This is a genomic window from Aliiruegeria haliotis (assembly GCF_003003255.1).
GTDB classification, from domain to species: Bacteria; Pseudomonadota; Alphaproteobacteria; order Rhodobacterales; family Rhodobacteraceae; genus Tropicimonas; species Tropicimonas haliotis.
Window position 1 is genome coordinate 94,122 of the sequence record NZ_PVTD01000001.1, and the last position, 15,530, is coordinate 109,651.

14 protein-coding genes are annotated in these 15,530 nt (G+C 64.9%); all 14 read left to right on the forward strand.

The genetic code is table 11. From position 1 onward, the window contains the following. The first annotated feature begins 84 nt into the window (after nt 1-84). The gene (gene ftsW, locus CLV78_RS00460; protein ID WP_106202815.1) at nt 85-1,251 is read left to right on the forward strand and encodes a putative lipid II flippase FtsW; all 1,167 of its coding nucleotides are present in this window, start codon (nt 85-87) and stop codon (nt 1,249-1,251) included. Then, nucleotides 1,251-2,363: a UDP-N-acetylglucosamine--N-acetylmuramyl-(pentapeptide) pyrophosphoryl-undecaprenol N-acetylglucosamine transferase gene (locus tag CLV78_RS00465; protein ID WP_106202816.1), complete on the forward strand. Its 1,113-nt coding sequence runs from the start codon at nt 1,251-1,253 to the stop codon at nt 2,361-2,363. The genes ftsW and CLV78_RS00465 overlap by 1 nt, the downstream gene beginning before the upstream one ends. Before the next feature lie 17 nt (nt 2,364-2,380). Beyond that, the gene (gene murC, locus CLV78_RS00470) at nt 2,381-3,778 is read left to right on the forward strand and encodes a UDP-N-acetylmuramate--L-alanine ligase (RefSeq protein ID WP_106203696.1); all 1,398 of its coding nucleotides are present in this window, start codon (nt 2,381-2,383) and stop codon (nt 3,776-3,778) included. A gap of 36 nt (nt 3,779-3,814) precedes the next feature. Continuing rightward, nucleotides 3,815-4,090, forward strand: a complete 276-nt coding sequence (locus CLV78_RS00475) for a DUF2484 family protein (protein WP_106202817.1) — start codon at nt 3,815-3,817, stop codon at nt 4,088-4,090. Then, the gene (locus tag CLV78_RS00480; RefSeq protein WP_106202818.1) at nt 4,087-4,350 is read left to right on the forward strand and encodes a DUF2484 family protein; all 264 of its coding nucleotides are present in this window, start codon (nt 4,087-4,089) and stop codon (nt 4,348-4,350) included. Before CLV78_RS00475 ends, CLV78_RS00480 begins: the two co-directional genes overlap by 4 nt. A gap of 10 nt (nt 4,351-4,360) precedes the next feature. Beyond that, nucleotides 4,361-5,293 carry a UDP-N-acetylmuramate dehydrogenase gene (gene murB / locus CLV78_RS00485; protein ID WP_106202819.1) on the forward strand — a complete coding sequence of 311 codons (933 nt, stop codon included), beginning with the start codon at nt 4,361-4,363 and terminating at the stop codon, nt 5,291-5,293. A 98-nt stretch (nt 5,294-5,391) separates the two neighbouring features. Beyond that, a complete protein-coding gene (locus CLV78_RS00490) occupies nt 5,392-6,306 on the forward strand; it encodes a D-alanine--D-alanine ligase (protein WP_106202820.1) in 915 nt (304 codons plus the stop codon). After that, nucleotides 6,294-7,193 (forward strand): cell division protein FtsQ/DivIB, encoded by a 900-nt coding sequence (locus CLV78_RS00495; RefSeq protein WP_245924794.1) that lies wholly within the window; start codon nt 6,294-6,296, stop codon nt 7,191-7,193. Before CLV78_RS00490 ends, CLV78_RS00495 begins: the two co-directional genes overlap by 13 nt. Then, complete coding sequence (gene ftsA / locus CLV78_RS00500; RefSeq protein ID WP_106202822.1) at nt 7,193-8,527, forward strand: cell division protein FtsA; 1,335 nt, start codon at nt 7,193-7,195, stop codon at nt 8,525-8,527. Before CLV78_RS00495 ends, ftsA begins: the two co-directional genes overlap by 1 nt. 112 nt (nt 8,528-8,639) lie before the next feature. Beyond that, nucleotides 8,640-9,239 carry a hypothetical protein gene (locus CLV78_RS00505; RefSeq protein WP_106202823.1) on the forward strand — a complete coding sequence of 200 codons (600 nt, stop codon included), beginning with the start codon at nt 8,640-8,642 and terminating at the stop codon, nt 9,237-9,239. Nucleotides 9,240-9,725: 486 nt separating this feature from the next. Beyond that, complete coding sequence (gene ftsZ / locus CLV78_RS00510) at nt 9,726-11,342, forward strand: cell division protein FtsZ (protein WP_106202824.1); 1,617 nt, start codon at nt 9,726-9,728, stop codon at nt 11,340-11,342. Nucleotides 11,343-11,563: 221 nt separating this feature from the next. Next, complete coding sequence (lpxC, locus tag CLV78_RS00515; RefSeq protein WP_106202825.1) at nt 11,564-12,484, forward strand: UDP-3-O-acyl-N-acetylglucosamine deacetylase; 921 nt, start codon at nt 11,564-11,566, stop codon at nt 12,482-12,484. 132 nt (nt 12,485-12,616) lie between these two features. Then, nucleotides 12,617-13,468 carry an outer membrane protein assembly factor BamD gene (locus tag CLV78_RS00520; protein WP_106202826.1) on the forward strand — a complete coding sequence of 284 codons (852 nt, stop codon included), beginning with the start codon at nt 12,617-12,619 and terminating at the stop codon, nt 13,466-13,468. A 149-nt stretch (nt 13,469-13,617) separates the two neighbouring features. Further along, complete coding sequence (gene recN / locus CLV78_RS00525) at nt 13,618-15,267, forward strand: DNA repair protein RecN (RefSeq protein ID WP_106202827.1); 1,650 nt, start codon at nt 13,618-13,620, stop codon at nt 15,265-15,267. The last annotated feature ends 263 nt before the right edge of the window (nt 15,268-15,530 follow it).

Here is a 15,530-nt window from a genome sequence, read left to right on the forward strand (position 1 = left end):
TTCTAGCCGGAATGGACAATTGCCGCTATCGTGCCGAACAGACCCGGACAACCGGGCGAGCAGAGGCAGTGTGGCGGTATTCCCATGACGGAAATGGTGCATGGAACCGTGCCCGCGCAAGCGGGTGATCCGGTCCTACCCAAATGGTGGCGGACGGTCGACAAGTGGACCTTGTCGGCCATCCTGATGTTGTTCGGCATCGGGTTGCTGCTGGGGCTTGCAGCGTCGCCGCCGCTGGCGGCCCGCAACGGGTTGGCGTCGTTCCACTACGTGGAGCGGCAGATCTTCTTTGGCGGGCTGGCGATCCTGACGATGCTGGTCGTGTCCATGCTGTCGCCAAACCTCGTGCGGCGCCTCGCCGTGCTCGGCTTTATCGCGGCCTTTATCTCCCTGATCCTGCTGCCGTTTTTCGGCACCGATTTCGGCAAGGGCGCGGTGCGGTGGTATTCCTTCGGCTTTGCATCCGTACAGCCCTCGGAATTCCTGAAACCCGCCTTCGTGGTGTTGGCGGCATGGCTGATGGCCGCGAGCCAGGAGGTCGGCGGCCCACCGGGAAAGATGGCGTCCTTCGTGCTGGTCTGCATCATCGTCGGCCTGTTGGCCATCCAACCCGACTTCGGACAGGCGGCGCTGACGATGTTTGCCTGGGGCGTGATGTATTTCGTCGCCGGTGCGCCGATCCTGCTGCTGGTGGTGATCGCCGCCGGAGTCGTGAGTTTCGGCCTGCTGGCCTACAATTCCTCCGAACACTTCGCCCGCCGGATCGATGGTTTCCTGAACCCGGAGGTCGATCCGCGCACGCAGCTTGGCTATGCGACCAACGCGATCCAGGAAGGTGGCTTCTTCGGTGTGGGTGTCGGCGAGGGGCAGGTGAAGTGGTCCCTGCCGGATGCGCATACAGATTTCATCATCGCTGTCGCCGCAGAGGAATACGGGCTGATCCTCGTCCTCCTCGTGTTGGCGCTCTACGGCACGGTTGTCATGCGGTCCCTCTTCCGGCTGATGCGGGAGCGGGATCCGTTCATCCGCCTTGCCGGGACAGGTCTTGCCTGCATGTTTGGCGTGCAGGCGATGATCAACATGGGGGTCGCGGTCCGGCTGCTGCCGGCGAAGGGCATGACGCTGCCCTTCGTGAGTTATGGCGGCTCCTCCCTGATCGCGGGCGGCATTGCCGTCGGCATGCTGCTGGCCTTCACCCGCAAGCGCCCGCAGGGTGAAATGGCGGATATCTTCCAGCGTCGGGGGCATTGATGGCGCAGCCCATGATGATCATCGCGGCAGGCGGCACCGGCGGGCACATGTTCCCCGCGCAGGCGCTTGCCGAGGCCATGCTGCGCAAGGGTTGGCGGGTGAAGCTCTCCACCGATGCGCGTGGCGCGCGCTATACCGGCGGCTTCCCGCATGTGGTCGAGATCGAGCAGGTTGCCTCGGCGACCTTCTCGCGGGGCGGGGTGCTTTCGAAGGTGCTGGCGCCGATCCGGATTGCCGGCGGGGCAATCGCCGCGATCTTCCGGATGCTGCGCGACCGGCCTGCCATCGTCGTAGGCTTTGGCGGCTATCCCGCGATCCCGGCCATGACCGCCGCCTGGGTGTTGCGACTGCCGCGCATGATCCATGAACAGAACGGTGTGCTCGGCCGGGTCAACCGGGTCTTTGCGAAGCGGGTCGATGCGGTCGCCTGCGGCACCTGGCCCACCGACCTGCCTGATGGCGTCGAAGGCGTCCACACCGGCAACCCGGTGCGTGTCAAGGTGATGGACCGCGCCGGCGCGGCCTACATCCCGCCCGGCGATTACCCCATGTCGATTCTCGTGATCGGCGGCAGCCAGGGGGCGCGGATCCTGTCGGACATCGTGCCGCCCGCGATCGCCGCCCTTCCGCTTGAGATCCTGCAGACCCTTCGCGTTGCCCACCAGGCCCGTGACGAGGATGGGGCGCGTGTGGCTGCCTATTACGAGGAGCATGCGATCAGCGCCGAGGTCGAGCCCTTCTTCCAGGATGTCCCGCGCCGGATGAGCGAGGCCCAGCTGGTGATTTCCCGCTCCGGCGCCTCCTCCGTCGCCGATATAAGCGTGATTGGTCGCCCGTCGATCCTGGTGCCCTACGCGGTGGCGACCGGTGATCACCAGACGGCAAATGCGCGTGGCCTCGCCGAGTCGGGGGGCGCGATCGTGATTCCGGAATCGCGGCTTGAAGTCGACGTGCTTTCCGAGCAGATAGCGGCGGTTCTCTCGCAGCCCGAGGGGGCGATGCAGATGGCGCATGCGGCGCTGTCGCAGGGGATGCCGGACGCAACCGAAAGACTTGTCGAGATGGTCCTAGAACTGTCCGGCGTGAGGATGAACGAGGACGAGCAGAGATGATGGACGGAACGACGATCATGAGTGCAGTGACCAAGCTGCCCACCGATGTGGGCCCCATTCACTTCGTCGGGATCGGGGGCATCGGGATGTCCGGTATCGCGGAGGTGCTGCTGACCCATGGCTATACCGTGCAGGGGTCGGACCTGAAGGCGTCGAAGATCACCGACCGGCTTCAGAGCCTTGGGGCACGGGTCTTCATCGGTCAGACAGAGGACAACCTGGAAGGCGCCGAGGTGGTCGTGATCTCCTCCGCGATCAAACCCGGCAACCCGGAGCTGGACTCCGCCCGCGCCCGTGGCCTGCCGGTGGTGCGCCGGGCCGAGATGCTGGCCGAACTCATGCGGCTGAAGTCCAACGTCGCCGTCGCGGGCACGCACGGAAAGACAACGACCACAACCATGGTCGCCACGCTTCTGGATGCCGGTGGCATCGACCCGACCGTCATCAACGGCGGGATCATTCATGCCTACGGGTCCAATGCCCGGGCCGGGCAGGGCGAGTGGATGGTCGTGGAGGCCGACGAAAGTGACGGCACGTTCAACCGCTTGCCGGCGACCGTGGCGATCATCACCAATATCGACCCCGAGCACATGGAGCACTGGGGCACGATCGAGAACCTCCGCGCGGGCTTCAAGACCTTCGTGGAGAATATCCCGTTCTATGGCGTTGCCGTGTGCTGCACCGACCATGCCGAGGTGCAGGCGCTCGTGGGTCGGATCTCCGACCGCCGCATCATCACCTACGGCTTCAATGCCCAGGCCGACGTGCGGGCAACGAACCTGCGCTATGAGGCCGGGTTTGCACATTTCGACGTGGTGCTGCGGAGCGACGACATCACTATCGAGGGGTGCACGCTGCCAATGCCGGGCGATCACAACGTGTCCAACGCGCTGGCGGCGGTGGCGGTCGCGCGACACCTTGGCATGAAATCCGGAGAGATCCGCGAGGCGCTGGCGAACTTCGGGGGCGTGAACCGGCGGTTCACTCGGGTCGGCGAAGTGGGCGGTGTGACGATCATCGACGATTACGGCCACCATCCGGTGGAGATCGCCGCCGTCCTGAAGGCCGCCCGCCAGGCCACCGAGGGCCGTGTTATCGCCGTGCACCAGCCGCACCGCTACAGCCGGCTGTCGAGCCTGTTCGAGGATTTCTGCGCCTGTTTCAACGAGGCTGACGTCGTGGGCATCGCCGATGTCTTTGCCGCCGGCGAGCAGCCCATCGAGGGCGCGGGCCGCGACGACCTTGTCGCCGGGCTGATCCGCCATGGCCACCGCCATGCCCGGGCCGTTCGCAACGAAGAAGACCTTGAGCGCCTCGTGCGCGAACAGGCCGGGCCGGGTGACATGGTCGTCTGCCTTGGGGCGGGCACGATCTCTGCCTGGGCCAACAACCTGCCGGATCGTCTGGCCGACTGACAAGAACCCGGCCGCGCGCCGGGAGAGAGGGAACGGATGAGCGTTCTTGTTCTCGGGTGTCTTTGGGTGGTTGCCGCGACAATCGTGGCGCTGCTGCCCATGCGGTATCAGTTCATTCCGGGCTTTGCCCTGCTTCTGGCCGCCCCGGTCCTGCTTTGGATGGTTGGGCGGGAGTGGGGCTGGCTGCCGCTTCTTTTGGCGCTGGCGGCCTTCATTTCGATGTTCCGAAAACCATTGCGATACCTGACGCTCCGGGCGTTGGGACGCAGCCGTGACCAGGCCATGGGCCGCACGCCGGAGGGCACACCATGAGCTATTCCATCGTCCTTGCCTGTCTCTGGGCGCTTGCAGCGACGGTCATTGCCATGATCCCGTCGCGGCGGCGTCACTGGCCCCAGGCCTACGTCCTGATTGCCATCGGCATCCCGTTGCTGGGCTACGTCACCTACGAGAACGGGCCGTTGGCAGGCCTCGTCGTCTTCGTCGCCGGTGCCTCGATCCTGCGCTGGCCGTTGATTTATCTCTGGCGATGGGTGAAACGGCAGTTCGGAACCAGTGCATCCAAGCCCTGACGGAGGCCCCATGGCGCAGCCCCCCGAGATCGAGGTCCGTGGAAAACTGACCCCGAACCGCCCGCTCGACGGGCTGACCTGGCTGCGTGTGGGTGGTCCGGCGGACTGGCTGTTCCAGCCGGCGGACGAGGCCGATCTTTGCCATTTCCTTTCCGAGCTCGCCCCCGACGTTCCGGTGTTTCCGATGGGGGTGGGGTCCAATCTGATCGTGCGAGATGGTGGCATTCGCGGCGTGGTGATCCGCCTTGGGCGGAGGTTCAACGCCATCTCCTGCGCCGATGGCATGGTCGTTGCGGGCGCGGCGGCACTTGACTCTATGGTCGCGCGCAAGGCCGCCGACGCCGGGCTCAACCTGACCTTTCTGCGCACGATCCCGGGAGCGATCGGTGGGGCGGTGCGGATGAATGCGGGCTGCTACGGCAGCTATGTGGCCGATCACCTTGTCGATGCCGTCGCGGTGAGCCGCACGGGCGAGGTGGTGACCCTCGACGCCGGGGCGCTCGCCTTCGCCTACAGGTCGACCCAGCTGCCGCCGGGCTGGGTGCTGACACGGGCGCGGTTTCACGCAGAACCCGGAGTGCCGGAAGAGCTTCACGCGACCATGGAGGCCCAGCTTTCAAGGCGCGACGCGACCCAGCCGACGAAGGACCGCTCCGCGGGTTCCACCTTCCGCAATCCTGCCGGGTTCAGCTCCACGGGACGTGACGATGATACGCACGAATTGAAGGCCTGGAAGGTCATTGACGAAGCGGGCATGCGGGGGGCGCGGCTCGGCGGCGCGCAGATGTCGGAGAGGCACTCGAACTTCCTTCTGAACGCCGATCACGCAACCGCCCGGGACCTTGAAGGATTGGGGGAACTGGTCAGGAAAAAGGTTTACCAGAACAGCGGAATACAGCTAGAGTGGGAAATCATGAGGGTCGGTGAACCGGCCCCGGAATGAAACCGGCCGGAAAAGGTCGGAGCAGCGGGCAGTGAAATCATACAAATAACAGATTTCACTCGATAAAAGGGCCAAAAGGCCCAGTGAATGAGGCGGGCATGTCGAGCAGGACAGCCCCGAAAGTGGCGGTCCTCCTGGGAGGGCCATCGGCGGAACGCGAGGTGTCGCTGTCCACCGGTCGTGAATGCGCGGCCGCGTTGCGGGGCGAAGGTTTTGAAGTGGTGGAGCTGGACGCGGGTCCGGATCTTGCGGCGCGCCTCGTCGAGGTCGCGCCCGACGTCGTTTTCAATGCGCTTCACGGTCGTTGGGGCGAGGATGGCTGCGTCCAGGGCATGCTGGAGTGGCTGCGCATCCCCTACACCCATTCCGGGGTCCTGGCCTCGGCGCTGGCGCTGGACAAGCAGCGCTCCAAGGAGGCGTTCAAGGCCGCCGGTCTGCCAGTGGTGGAAAGCCTGCTGGCCGGGGCCGACGAGGTGCGCGCGCGGCATGTGATGGCGCCGCCCTACGTGGTGAAGCCGAACAACGAGGGGTCCTCTGTCGGCGTCTACCTTGTCCATGAGGCCGCCAATGGTCCGCCGCAGCTTGATGCGACCATGCCCGACGTGGTGATGGTCGAGGCTTTCGCGCCGGGCCGGGAGATGACGACGACCGTGATGGGCGACCGCGCCCTGACCGTGACCGACATCATCACGGATGGCTGGTACGACTACGATGCCAAGTACAAGCCCGGAGGCTCCCGCCACGAGGTTCCCGCCAACGTCCCGCAGCAGATCTTCGATGCCTGCATGGAATATGCGCTGCGGGCCCATGTGGCGCTCGGGTGCCGTGGGATCTCCCGCACCGATTTCCGCTGGGACGAGGCGCGCGGGCTCGACGGGTTGATCCTGCTGGAAACCAACACCCAGCCCGGGATGACGCCCACATCGCTCAGTCCCGAGCAGGCAGCGCATTGTGGAATCGACTTCGGGGCGTTCTGCCGCTGGATCGTGGAGGATGCCTCGTGCGACAGGTAGCCCACGATATGGCGGCGACCGTGCCGGTGAAGGTGCACGATCCTGCGCCCTCGCGCTGGTCCTATCGGTTGCACAGGCTTTGGTTGACGCCGGTTTATCGCCGCGCCCTGCGGATCGGCGTACCGCTGGCGATCACGGCGGCCTCGGTGTTCTGGTACATCTCTGATGCGGATCGCATGGCGCAGATCACCGACACTTTTGCCGAAGCGCAGCGCGCCATCGAGGAACGCCCCGAGTTCATGGTCAGGATGATGTCCATCGAGGGGGCTTCGGAAGAGCTCTCCGAAGCGGTGCGGGACGAACTGTCGGTGCGCTTTCCGATCTCCTCATTCGATATGGATCTCGACGCGATGCGGCTGAAGGTCGAAGCCTTCAATGCCGTCGCCGATGCCCGCCTGCGCGTGCGCCCCGGCGGTGTGCTGGCGGTCGAGATCGAAGAGCGCGTCCCGGCCGTGATCTGGCGGCACGGGCAGGGATTGGGCTTGCTGGACGCGACCGGGCACATGGTTGCCGGCACGACCGAGCGTGGCGACTGGCCCGACCTGCCGCTGGTGGCGGGCGAGGACGCGGAGGAAGCCATACCAGAGGCCCTGGCCCTGCTGGAAGCCGCCGGTCCGATCGAGGAGCGTGTCCGGGGGCTCGTCCGTATGGGGGGGCGCCGTTGGGACGTCGTTCTGGACCGCAACCAGCGACTGCTTCTGCCGGAAGAGAATTCAGTGGCCGCGCTGGAGCGGCTCATCGCGCTCGACAAGGCCCGCAAGATGCTGGAGCGCGACATCACCATCGTCGATTTCCGCAATCCGCGCCGGCTGACGGTGCGGCTCAACACAAACGCAGTCCGTGAACTGCGACGCATAAGAGACATCGAGTCCGGAGGCAGCCCCTGATGACAGACCTGTATCAGTCCCAACGCACCATGCGACGGATGCGCAAACAGGCCATGGACCGTGGCGTAATCGCGATCCTGGATGTGGGGACATCGAAGATTGCCTGCCTGGTGCTGAGGTTCGACGGGTCGGACCGGTTCCGGGGAACCGAAGGGGTTGGCTCGCTGGCCGGTCAGTCGAGTTTCCGTGTCATAGGTGCGGCGACGACCCGGTCGCGCGGCGTGACTTTCGGTGAGATCGACGCCATGCAGGAGACCGAGCGGGCCATCCGGACCGCGGTTCAGGCGGCACAGAAAATGGCCGGGGTCCGGGTCGATCACGTGATCGCCTGCTTCTCGGGCGCACGGCCAAAGAGCTACGGGCTCGACGGGCGGGTCGATCTTGCCGACAGCATCGTGAGCGAGGACGACGTGGCGCGCGTGATGGCCGCCTGCGATGTGCCCGACTATGGCGCCGACCGCGAGGTGCTCCATGCCCAGCCGGTGAACTTCGCCATCGATCACCGCTCCGGTCTCGGCGATCCACGGGGCCAGATGGGCAACAGCCTGGCTGTGGACATGCATCTGCTGACCGTGGACACGGGGGCGATCCAGAACCTTCTCTACTGCATCAAGCGGTGCGATCTGGAGATCGCTGGACTTGCCAGTTCGGCCTACGTTTCCGGAGTTTCCGCGCTTGTCGAGGACGAGCAGGAACTGGGTGCGGCCTGCGTCGATCTGGGCGGCGGGGCCACGGGCCTTTCGGTTTTCATCAAGAAACACATGATTTTCGCCGAGAGCGTGCGCATCGGTGGCGATCACATCACGCAGGACATCGCCAAGGGGCTGAAGGTGCCGCTGAACGTGGCGGAGCGGATCAAGACCTTCTACGGCGGCGCCGTGGCAACCGGTATGGACGACCGCGAGATGATCGAGATCGGCGGCGACAGCGGTGACTGGGAGCGCGACCGGCGCACCGTCAGCCGGGCCGAGTTGATCGGGATCATGCGGCCAAGGATCGAGGAGATCCTCGAGGAGGTGCGGGTGCAGCTTGATGCCGCCGGCTTCGATCACCTGCCCGCACAGCAGATCGTGCTGACGGGTGGCGGCAGCCAGATCCCCGGGCTTGACGGGCTTGCCAGCAAGATGCTCGGCCAGCAGGTGCGGCTTGGGCGGCCCCTGCGGGTGCAGGGCCTGCCGCAAGCGGCGACCGGGCCGGCGTTCTCGTCCTCGGTCGGTCTGTGTCTCTTTGCGGCGCATCCACAGGATGAATGGTGGGATTTCGAGATCCCCGCGGACAGCTATCCGGCGCGGTCACTGAAGCGGGCGGTGAAGTGGTTCCGCGACAACTGGTGAAGAATTGCCGCCAATTTGTCGAAATTCTGCTCGGATTGCAGGTTTGGATGCCAGAATTCCGGTCGCGGGGCGGCGAGCGAGTTCGCCAAGTGGGTAATTTGGGGTGTGTCGTATGAAGAAACTGTTCTGGATTGCCCTGGCGATTGGCATGCCCTTCGCCGCGAATGCGGCCACCGTGGCGCAAGGGGTGACACTTGCGGGCGATGCTGGTGGCATAGATGCCGCTGGCTCCGATGTTTCCATCGCGGTGGGTCACCCGGCCTACACGATGGCCGCCATGTCGTTGCCCACGGAATGGGTTTGGATCGGCAACGCCGAGACCGTCAACTCCGCCAGTTTCGAGTTCACCTTCGACCTGGCCGGATACGCCGCGTCATCGGCGATACTGAGCGGCGAATGGGCTGTCGACAACCTCGGCGAGATCTTCCTGAACGGCAATCTGGTTGATGGGATGATGACGGAGTCTCTCAGGAATTTCCAGGAACTCCACAGTTACGGAACCTCGGAAGCCAGCTACTTCAATGCCGGCGTGAACACGTTGACTTTCAACCTCTACGATGCAGGGGGACCGGCGGCGTTCCGTGCGACTGCGATCGTGACGGCCGACGTCCAGTCCGGTCCCGCCCCGGTGCCGCTTCCGGCGGGTGCAGTGCTGATGCTGGGCGGGTTGGGCCTGCTCGGCGCGGCGAGGGCACGGCGCGCGCGGGGCTGACGCGGACGGTTTCGGGTCCTGTTGCTGGCCTTCCGGCTGCCTTTCGAAGGCGGGCGGGTGCTGCGGCGTGTGGTCTCCTGTCATGCCCATGAAAAGGCGCTGGATTTCATCTGCAATGGCCGTTAGGCTCCACACACGATGCAACCGAAGTCAATTCGGTGCTGGCAGGCCGAGCAGCCGCCCATACAGATCTGGTCCGATGCCGATGAGCCGGCATTTGTCTTGCGTGGACAAGTCTTTGGCTGCGCGCTGGTATGTGCGCGCCCGCACTCCACAATATGCAGTGAGCTTCGGCAGATAAGCTCCGTTTCTTTCACGAAATTTCCATATTTTGTGGCTTTTTGGCACTTTTTTCGTGACGCCGCTGCAGCACCCGCGTATGTTTGGGAAAAAGTCGCTCAATAGCCGGGGTCGAACGACCCCAGAATTGTCGGACAGGCAGCAAACCGCCCGGGGACGGGGCGGCATATAACAGGCGGAGAAACCATGGCATTGAATCTGAGCATGCCCTCGGAACAGGAAGAGCTGAAGCCGCGGATTACGGTATTCGGTGTTGGCGGGGCTGGTGGCAACGCGGTCAACAACATGATCGAGAAACAGCTCGAGGGGGTGGAGTTCGTCACCGCGAACACCGATGCCCAGGCATTGCAGCAAAGCAACGCCATGAGCCGCATCCAGATGGGTGTGAAGGCCACCGAGGGTCTGGGCGCAGGGGCCCGTCCGCAGGTTGGCGCCGCCGCCGCCGAGGAAACGATCGAGGAGATCGTCGACCATCTGGCTGGCGCACACATGTGTTTCATCACCGCCGGCATGGGCGGCGGCACCGGTACGGGGGCGGCTCCAATCATTGCGCAGGCCGCGCGTGAGCTGGGCGTTCTGACCGTCGGCGTTGTGACCAAGCCGTTCCAGTTCGAAGGTGCCAAGCGCATGCGGCAGGCCGAGGAGGGCGTCGAGTCGCTCCAGAAGGTCGTCGACACGCTGATCATCATCCCGAACCAGAACCTGTTCCGGCTCGCCAACGAGAAGACAACCTTCACCGAAGCCTTCTCGCTGGCCGATGACGTGCTGTACCAAGGCGTGAAGGGTGTGACCGACCTGATGGTACGGCCAGGCCTGATCAACCTCGACTTCGCCGATGTGCGGTCCGTGATGGACGAAATGGGCAAGGCGATGATGGGCACCGGAGAGGCCGACGGAGAAGATCGCGCCATCCAGGCCGCCGAGAAAGCCATCGCCAACCCGCTGCTGGACGAGATCAGCCTGCGCGGTGCCAAGGGTGTGCTGATCAATATCACCGGTGGCTACGACCTGACCCTCTTCGAACTCGACGAAGCCGCCAACCGCATCCGCGAGGAAGTGGACCCCGAGGCAAATATCATCGTCGGGTCCACTCTCGACACCGAAATGGAAGGCAAAATGCGCGTTTCGGTCGTCGCGACCGGTATCGATGCCTCCGAGGTCGTGCAGGACATCCCGCGTCCGCAGCGCAGCCTGCGCGAGCCGGTCATGCCTGCTGCGGCCGAAGAGCCGGCCCGGGTGGCTGAGGCCGAGCCGGTTGCAGCCCCTGTTGCCGCCGAACGCGTGACCGAGGAAGCCGCCGCCGAAGAGCCGGGACTGTTCCCGGGCTTCCCACGGCAGGCTGAGGCCGATCCCGTCGTCGAAGATACGGCGGAAGACGATCTGCCCGCACCGGCCTACAACCAACCTGCGCCCGAGCCGCTCCGCATGATGGACGCGATGGAGGAAGAGCCGGGCGAAGCCTATGTCGCTCCGCAGCCGCGCCCGCGTGGGACGCCCAGCCCGGAGGCGCTGCAGCGCCTTCAGGCCGCCGTGAGCAAGGCGGCGCCGAACAGCGCAGCCGCCCAGCAGCCCTCGCCTGAGGAAATCCCTGCGCAGGAGAAGCGCGGTTTCGGCATCGGCAACCTCATCCACCGCATGTCGGGCCAGGGCGAGACCCCGGTCCAGCATCCTTCGCGCCAGCAGCCGCCGCAGTTGCGCCAACAGGCCAGCCGCCCGTCGCAGGCGTTCGAGGACGACCCGGAGATGGATCCGGAACAGGAACGTATCGAGATCCCGGCGTTCCTAAGGCGTCAAGCCAACTGAACCTTTTTCGACCAACCTCCATTGGGGCCAGTCTGACTGGCCCCTTTTTTTGTTTTGGGAACAGTGTGTTGTGACGACGTCAAACAGGGGTGGCGACAATCTGCCGATCCCTGAAATGCCATGTTTCACGCGGTTACAATGTTTGAATTGAGGTGCAGGCGGTGCGCACGTATCTGCAAGGTGCCGGGACAGCTTCGTCCGGCCAATAGAAAGAGAACACCGTGCAAACGACGCTGAAAACCCCGGTCACTCTTACTGGTGCAGGCCTCCACTCAGGGCGACCGGCGCGCATCACGCTTGCGCCGGCGGCTGCAAATCACGGCATTGTCTTCCGGCGCACCGACGCCGTCGAGGGCAATCCCGACGTGCCCGCACGGTGGGATGCCACGCAGCATGTTCCGCTGTGCACCCGACTGGTTAACGACGAAGGGGTGAGCATCTCGACGGTGGAGCATGTGATGGCGGCGCTGGCCGGTCTGGGTGTGCACAACGCCCTGATCGAGGTTGGCGGACCGGAAGTGCCGATCCTGGACGGCAGTGCAGCACCCTTCGTGAAGGCGATCCTGAAGGTCGGGTTGCAGCATGACGAGGCCCCCCTGAGAGCGTATCGCGTCCTGAAGCCGGTGGAAGTGGAACACGAGGGCGCGGTGGCGCGGCTGGAGCCGGCGGACGGTCTTCACATCGATTTCGAAATCGACTTCTCCGATGCCGCGATCGGGCGTCAGGCACGTTCGCTGGATATGGCCAACGGGGCTTTCGTGCACCAGCTTTGCGACAGCCGCACCTTCTGCCGCCGTTCGGATGTAGAGGCTATGCGGGCCAACGGTCTGGCCCTCGGCGGAACGATGGAAAACGCAGTTGTTGTAGATGGCGACGACGTCCTGACCCTCGGCGGCCTGCGGCACCGCGACGAGCCCGTGCGCCACAAGATGCTGGACGCGCTCGGCGACCTCGCGCTTGCCGGGGCACCGATTCTCGGCCGCTACACCGGGGTACGTGCCGGACACACGCTGACCAACAAGCTGTTGCGCGCGCTTTTTGCCACGCCGGGGGCGGTGGAAGTGGTGACATGCGGCGCCGAGGAGCAAAAGCGCCTTCCCGGTGTGGGTGTAAGCCTTGCCGACTTGGACGCAGTGGCCTGACAACATCCTCTTGCGAAGTGGATCAAATCCGGTGCAGACCCGTTTTGCGCCGGATTTTTCTGTGATAGAGGGTGTCAGACCGCATCCCCCAAACGGCGCGGCGGGCAGGAATTGAGCAAGGGTATCTTAGGAATGGCGGTGCGTGGTGTGACACTCCGGTTGGTCAGCGCTCTGGCAATCGCGGCAGCCCTTGCTGCCTGTGGAGACCGTTCTGGTGTGGGCGCCAGCCGTGGCGTTCCGTTGGAGCAGTTCACGGCTGAGGAAATCTACAAGCGCGCCGAGTATGACCTGAACAATGGTGATCCGGACGACGCGGCAGAACTGTTCGGGGAGATCGAACGGCTCTATCCCTATTCGGAATGGGCCAAACGTGCGTTGATAATGCAAGCGTTCGCCTATCACACGGATCGCGACTACGAGAATTCGCGCGGATCGGCGCAACGCTACATCGATTTCTATCCGGCGGATGAGGATGCGGCCTATGCGCAGTATCTTCTCGCGCTCAGCTATTACGACCAGATCGACGAGGTCGGCCGCGACCAGGGTCTGACCTTCCAGGCATTGCAGGCGCTTCGGGAAGTGATCGAGATCTATCCCGACAGCGAGTATGCCCGCTCGGCGATTCTGAAGTTCGACCTCGCCTTCGACCACCTTGCGGCGAAGGAAATGGAGATTGGCCGGTACTACCTGAAGCGCGATCACAACACGGCGGCCATCAACCGCTTCCGTGTCGTGGTGGAGGAGTTCCAGACCACCTCGCACACGGCCGAGGCGCTGCACCGGCTGGTGGAAGCCTACCTGGCCCTTGGCCTCGAAGCCGAGGCGCAGACCGCCGGCGCGATCCTTGCCTATAATTTCCGCGCCACGGACTGGTATCGCGACAGCTACCAGTTGTTGGTGCAGCGCGGGTTGACCGCGCAGGCGAAGGGCGACAGCTGGCTGCGGCAGGTACATCGCCAGATGATCAAGGGTCAGTGGATCTGATCGGGCAGGGGCGCCTCGCTGCACCTGCCGCCTGCGGGGGGTATTTCCGGACAGAAGAAGACCCCGGGGGCACTGTCTCTGGTGTTTGGCTTGGGCCCCGTGCAATAGAGGGCTGAGCGGCGCGGGGTGCGCCTGAGAGGGAGTGGTGGATGCTGCGCGGGCTCGATATCCGTGACATGCTGATCATCGATCGGTTGGAGCTGGCGTTCCAGCCGGGGTTGAACGTGTTGACCGGAGAGACCGGCGCCGGGAAGTCCATCCTTCTGGATTCACTTGGATTTGTTCTCGGCTGGCGCGGCCGGGCGGAGTTGGTGCGCGCAGGTGCCTCGCAGGGGGAAGTGACCGCATGGTTCGACCTGCCGGAGGACCATGCCGCCCGCGAGGTCTTGCGCGAGGCCGGTCTGCCGGAGGGCGACGAATTGATCCTGCGGCGGGTGAACTCCGCTGACGGGCGCAAGACCGCGTGGGTCAATGATCGCCGCAGCTCCGGCGAGGTTCTTCGGCGGATCTCCGAAACGCTGGTGGAGTTGCATGGTCAGCATGACGATCGCGGCCTGCTGAATGCCCGCGGCCACCGGGCGCTGCTGGATGCTTTTGCGGGGGCGTCGGAGCGGGTTGCCGACGTGCGCGCTGCGTGGGCGTCATGGCGGGAAGTAAACGAGAAGCTGGCCGAGGCGCGGCAACGGATCGAGGCGCTTCGGAACGAAGAGGATTTCCTGCGCCACGCGGTGGCTGAACTGGATGCGCTGGGACTTGAACCGGGCGAGGAGGAAGAGCTCGACGCGCGCCGCCGTCTGATGCAGGGCGCCGAGAAGGTTCGCGAAGACATATCCCGCGCCCATGCGGCAATTTCCGGCGAGGGTGCCGAGGGGCTGGTTGCGGATGCCTTGCGTTGGCTCGACGGCGCGGCCGAGGGCGCGGGATCGCGCCTCGATGCGCCACTGGAAGCCCTGTCCCGGGCCATGGATGCGCTCGGCGATGCGGAGCAGGGCGTCGCGGCCTGCCTTGAGGATCTGGCCTTCGACCCGCGGGAGATGGACCGGATCACGGAGCGGCTTTTTGCAATCCGTGACCTTGCACGAAAGCACAAGGTGCAGCCTGATGACCTGGTTGCGCTGGCCGAGACCTTGCGGACGCGTCTGGCCGCCCTTGAAGGGGGAGAGGGGGATCTGGCCGCGTTGGAGGCCGAGGCCACCGCCTGCGGTCAGGCCCATCACGCGGCCTGCGAGGCCTTGCATGAGCTGCGGGCCGAGGCCGCCGCGCGGCTTGACGCAGCGATGGCCGCGGAACTTGCGCCGCTCAAGATGGACCGGGCGGTGTTCTCGACCGTGCTGTCGGCTGCGGAACCCGGCCCCGAAGGCGCGGACGAGGTGACATTCACCGTGGCGACGAACCCCGGCGCGCCTGCGGGGCCGCTCAACCGGATTGCATCGGGCGGAGAACTGTCACGGTTCCTGCTGGCCCTGAAAGTGTGCCTGATGGGAAAGGCGACCGGCATCACCATGATCTTCGACGAGATCGACCGAGGCGTCGGCGGCGCGACAGCCGATGCCGTTGGCCGCCGTCTGAAGGGGCTTGCCGAAGGCGCCCAGGTCCTCGTGGTGACCCACTCCCCGCAAGTGGCCGCACTTGGTGGCCATCACTGGCGTGTCGAGAAGCGTGTCGAGGGAGAGACAACGCTGTCCACCGTCGTCCCGCTGGAAGCCGACGCGCGGGTGGATGAGCTGGCCCGTATGCTCTCCGGTGATCGGGTGACTTCGGAGGCACGCGCAGCCGCACGCTCGCTTTTGGGGACCTGAACCCGGATTTGAAGGCACGTGACGCTCGAACCGACTGAGGCAACAAATCCGTGGTATGGGACCGAACGCGCGATCCGGAGCGGTTGGGAAGCATTATTGTCGCTCGTGCATCGGAAGATCCTGAAGCCGCCGTATGCTCCAAGTGTCGGTGCGCTCAGGGAAGTCCAACATCTGAAGCCGGCACAGCATTCTTGAACGACATGCGGTTTCTTCGCAGTTTTTTCCCGAATGCTCGGTCCGCCGGCAATTCCGGGGATCTCCAC

Excerpts from the sequence above, each read along its gene's own strand:
- CLV78_RS00465 (WP_106202816.1), top strand. The coding sequence starts at position 1,251 with ATGGCGCAGCCCATGATGATCATCGCGGCAGGCGGCACCGGCGGGCAC.
- CLV78_RS00490 (WP_106202820.1), top strand. The coding sequence starts at position 5,392 with ATGTCGAGCAGGACAGCCCCGAAAGTGGCGGTCCTCCTGGGAGGGCCA.
- recN (WP_106202827.1), top strand. The coding sequence starts at position 13,618 with ATGCTGCGCGGGCTCGATATCCGTGACATGCTGATCATCGATCGGTTG.
- murC (WP_106203696.1), top strand. The coding sequence starts at position 2,381 with ATGAGTGCAGTGACCAAGCTGCCCACCGATGTGGGCCCCATTCACTTC.
- ftsA (WP_106202822.1), top strand. The coding sequence starts at position 7,193 with ATGACAGACCTGTATCAGTCCCAACGCACCATGCGACGGATGCGCAAA.
- CLV78_RS00505 (WP_106202823.1), top strand. The coding sequence starts at position 8,640 with ATGAAGAAACTGTTCTGGATTGCCCTGGCGATTGGCATGCCCTTCGCC.
- CLV78_RS00520 (WP_106202826.1), top strand. The coding sequence starts at position 12,617 with ATGGCGGTGCGTGGTGTGACACTCCGGTTGGTCAGCGCTCTGGCAATC.
- CLV78_RS00480 (WP_106202818.1), top strand. The coding sequence starts at position 4,087 with ATGAGCTATTCCATCGTCCTTGCCTGTCTCTGGGCGCTTGCAGCGACG.
- ftsZ (WP_106202824.1), top strand. The coding sequence starts at position 9,726 with ATGGCATTGAATCTGAGCATGCCCTCGGAACAGGAAGAGCTGAAGCCG.
- CLV78_RS00475 (WP_106202817.1), top strand. The coding sequence starts at position 3,815 with ATGAGCGTTCTTGTTCTCGGGTGTCTTTGGGTGGTTGCCGCGACAATC.
- murB (WP_106202819.1), top strand. The coding sequence starts at position 4,361 with ATGGCGCAGCCCCCCGAGATCGAGGTCCGTGGAAAACTGACCCCGAAC.
- ftsW (WP_106202815.1), top strand. The coding sequence starts at position 85 with ATGACGGAAATGGTGCATGGAACCGTGCCCGCGCAAGCGGGTGATCCG.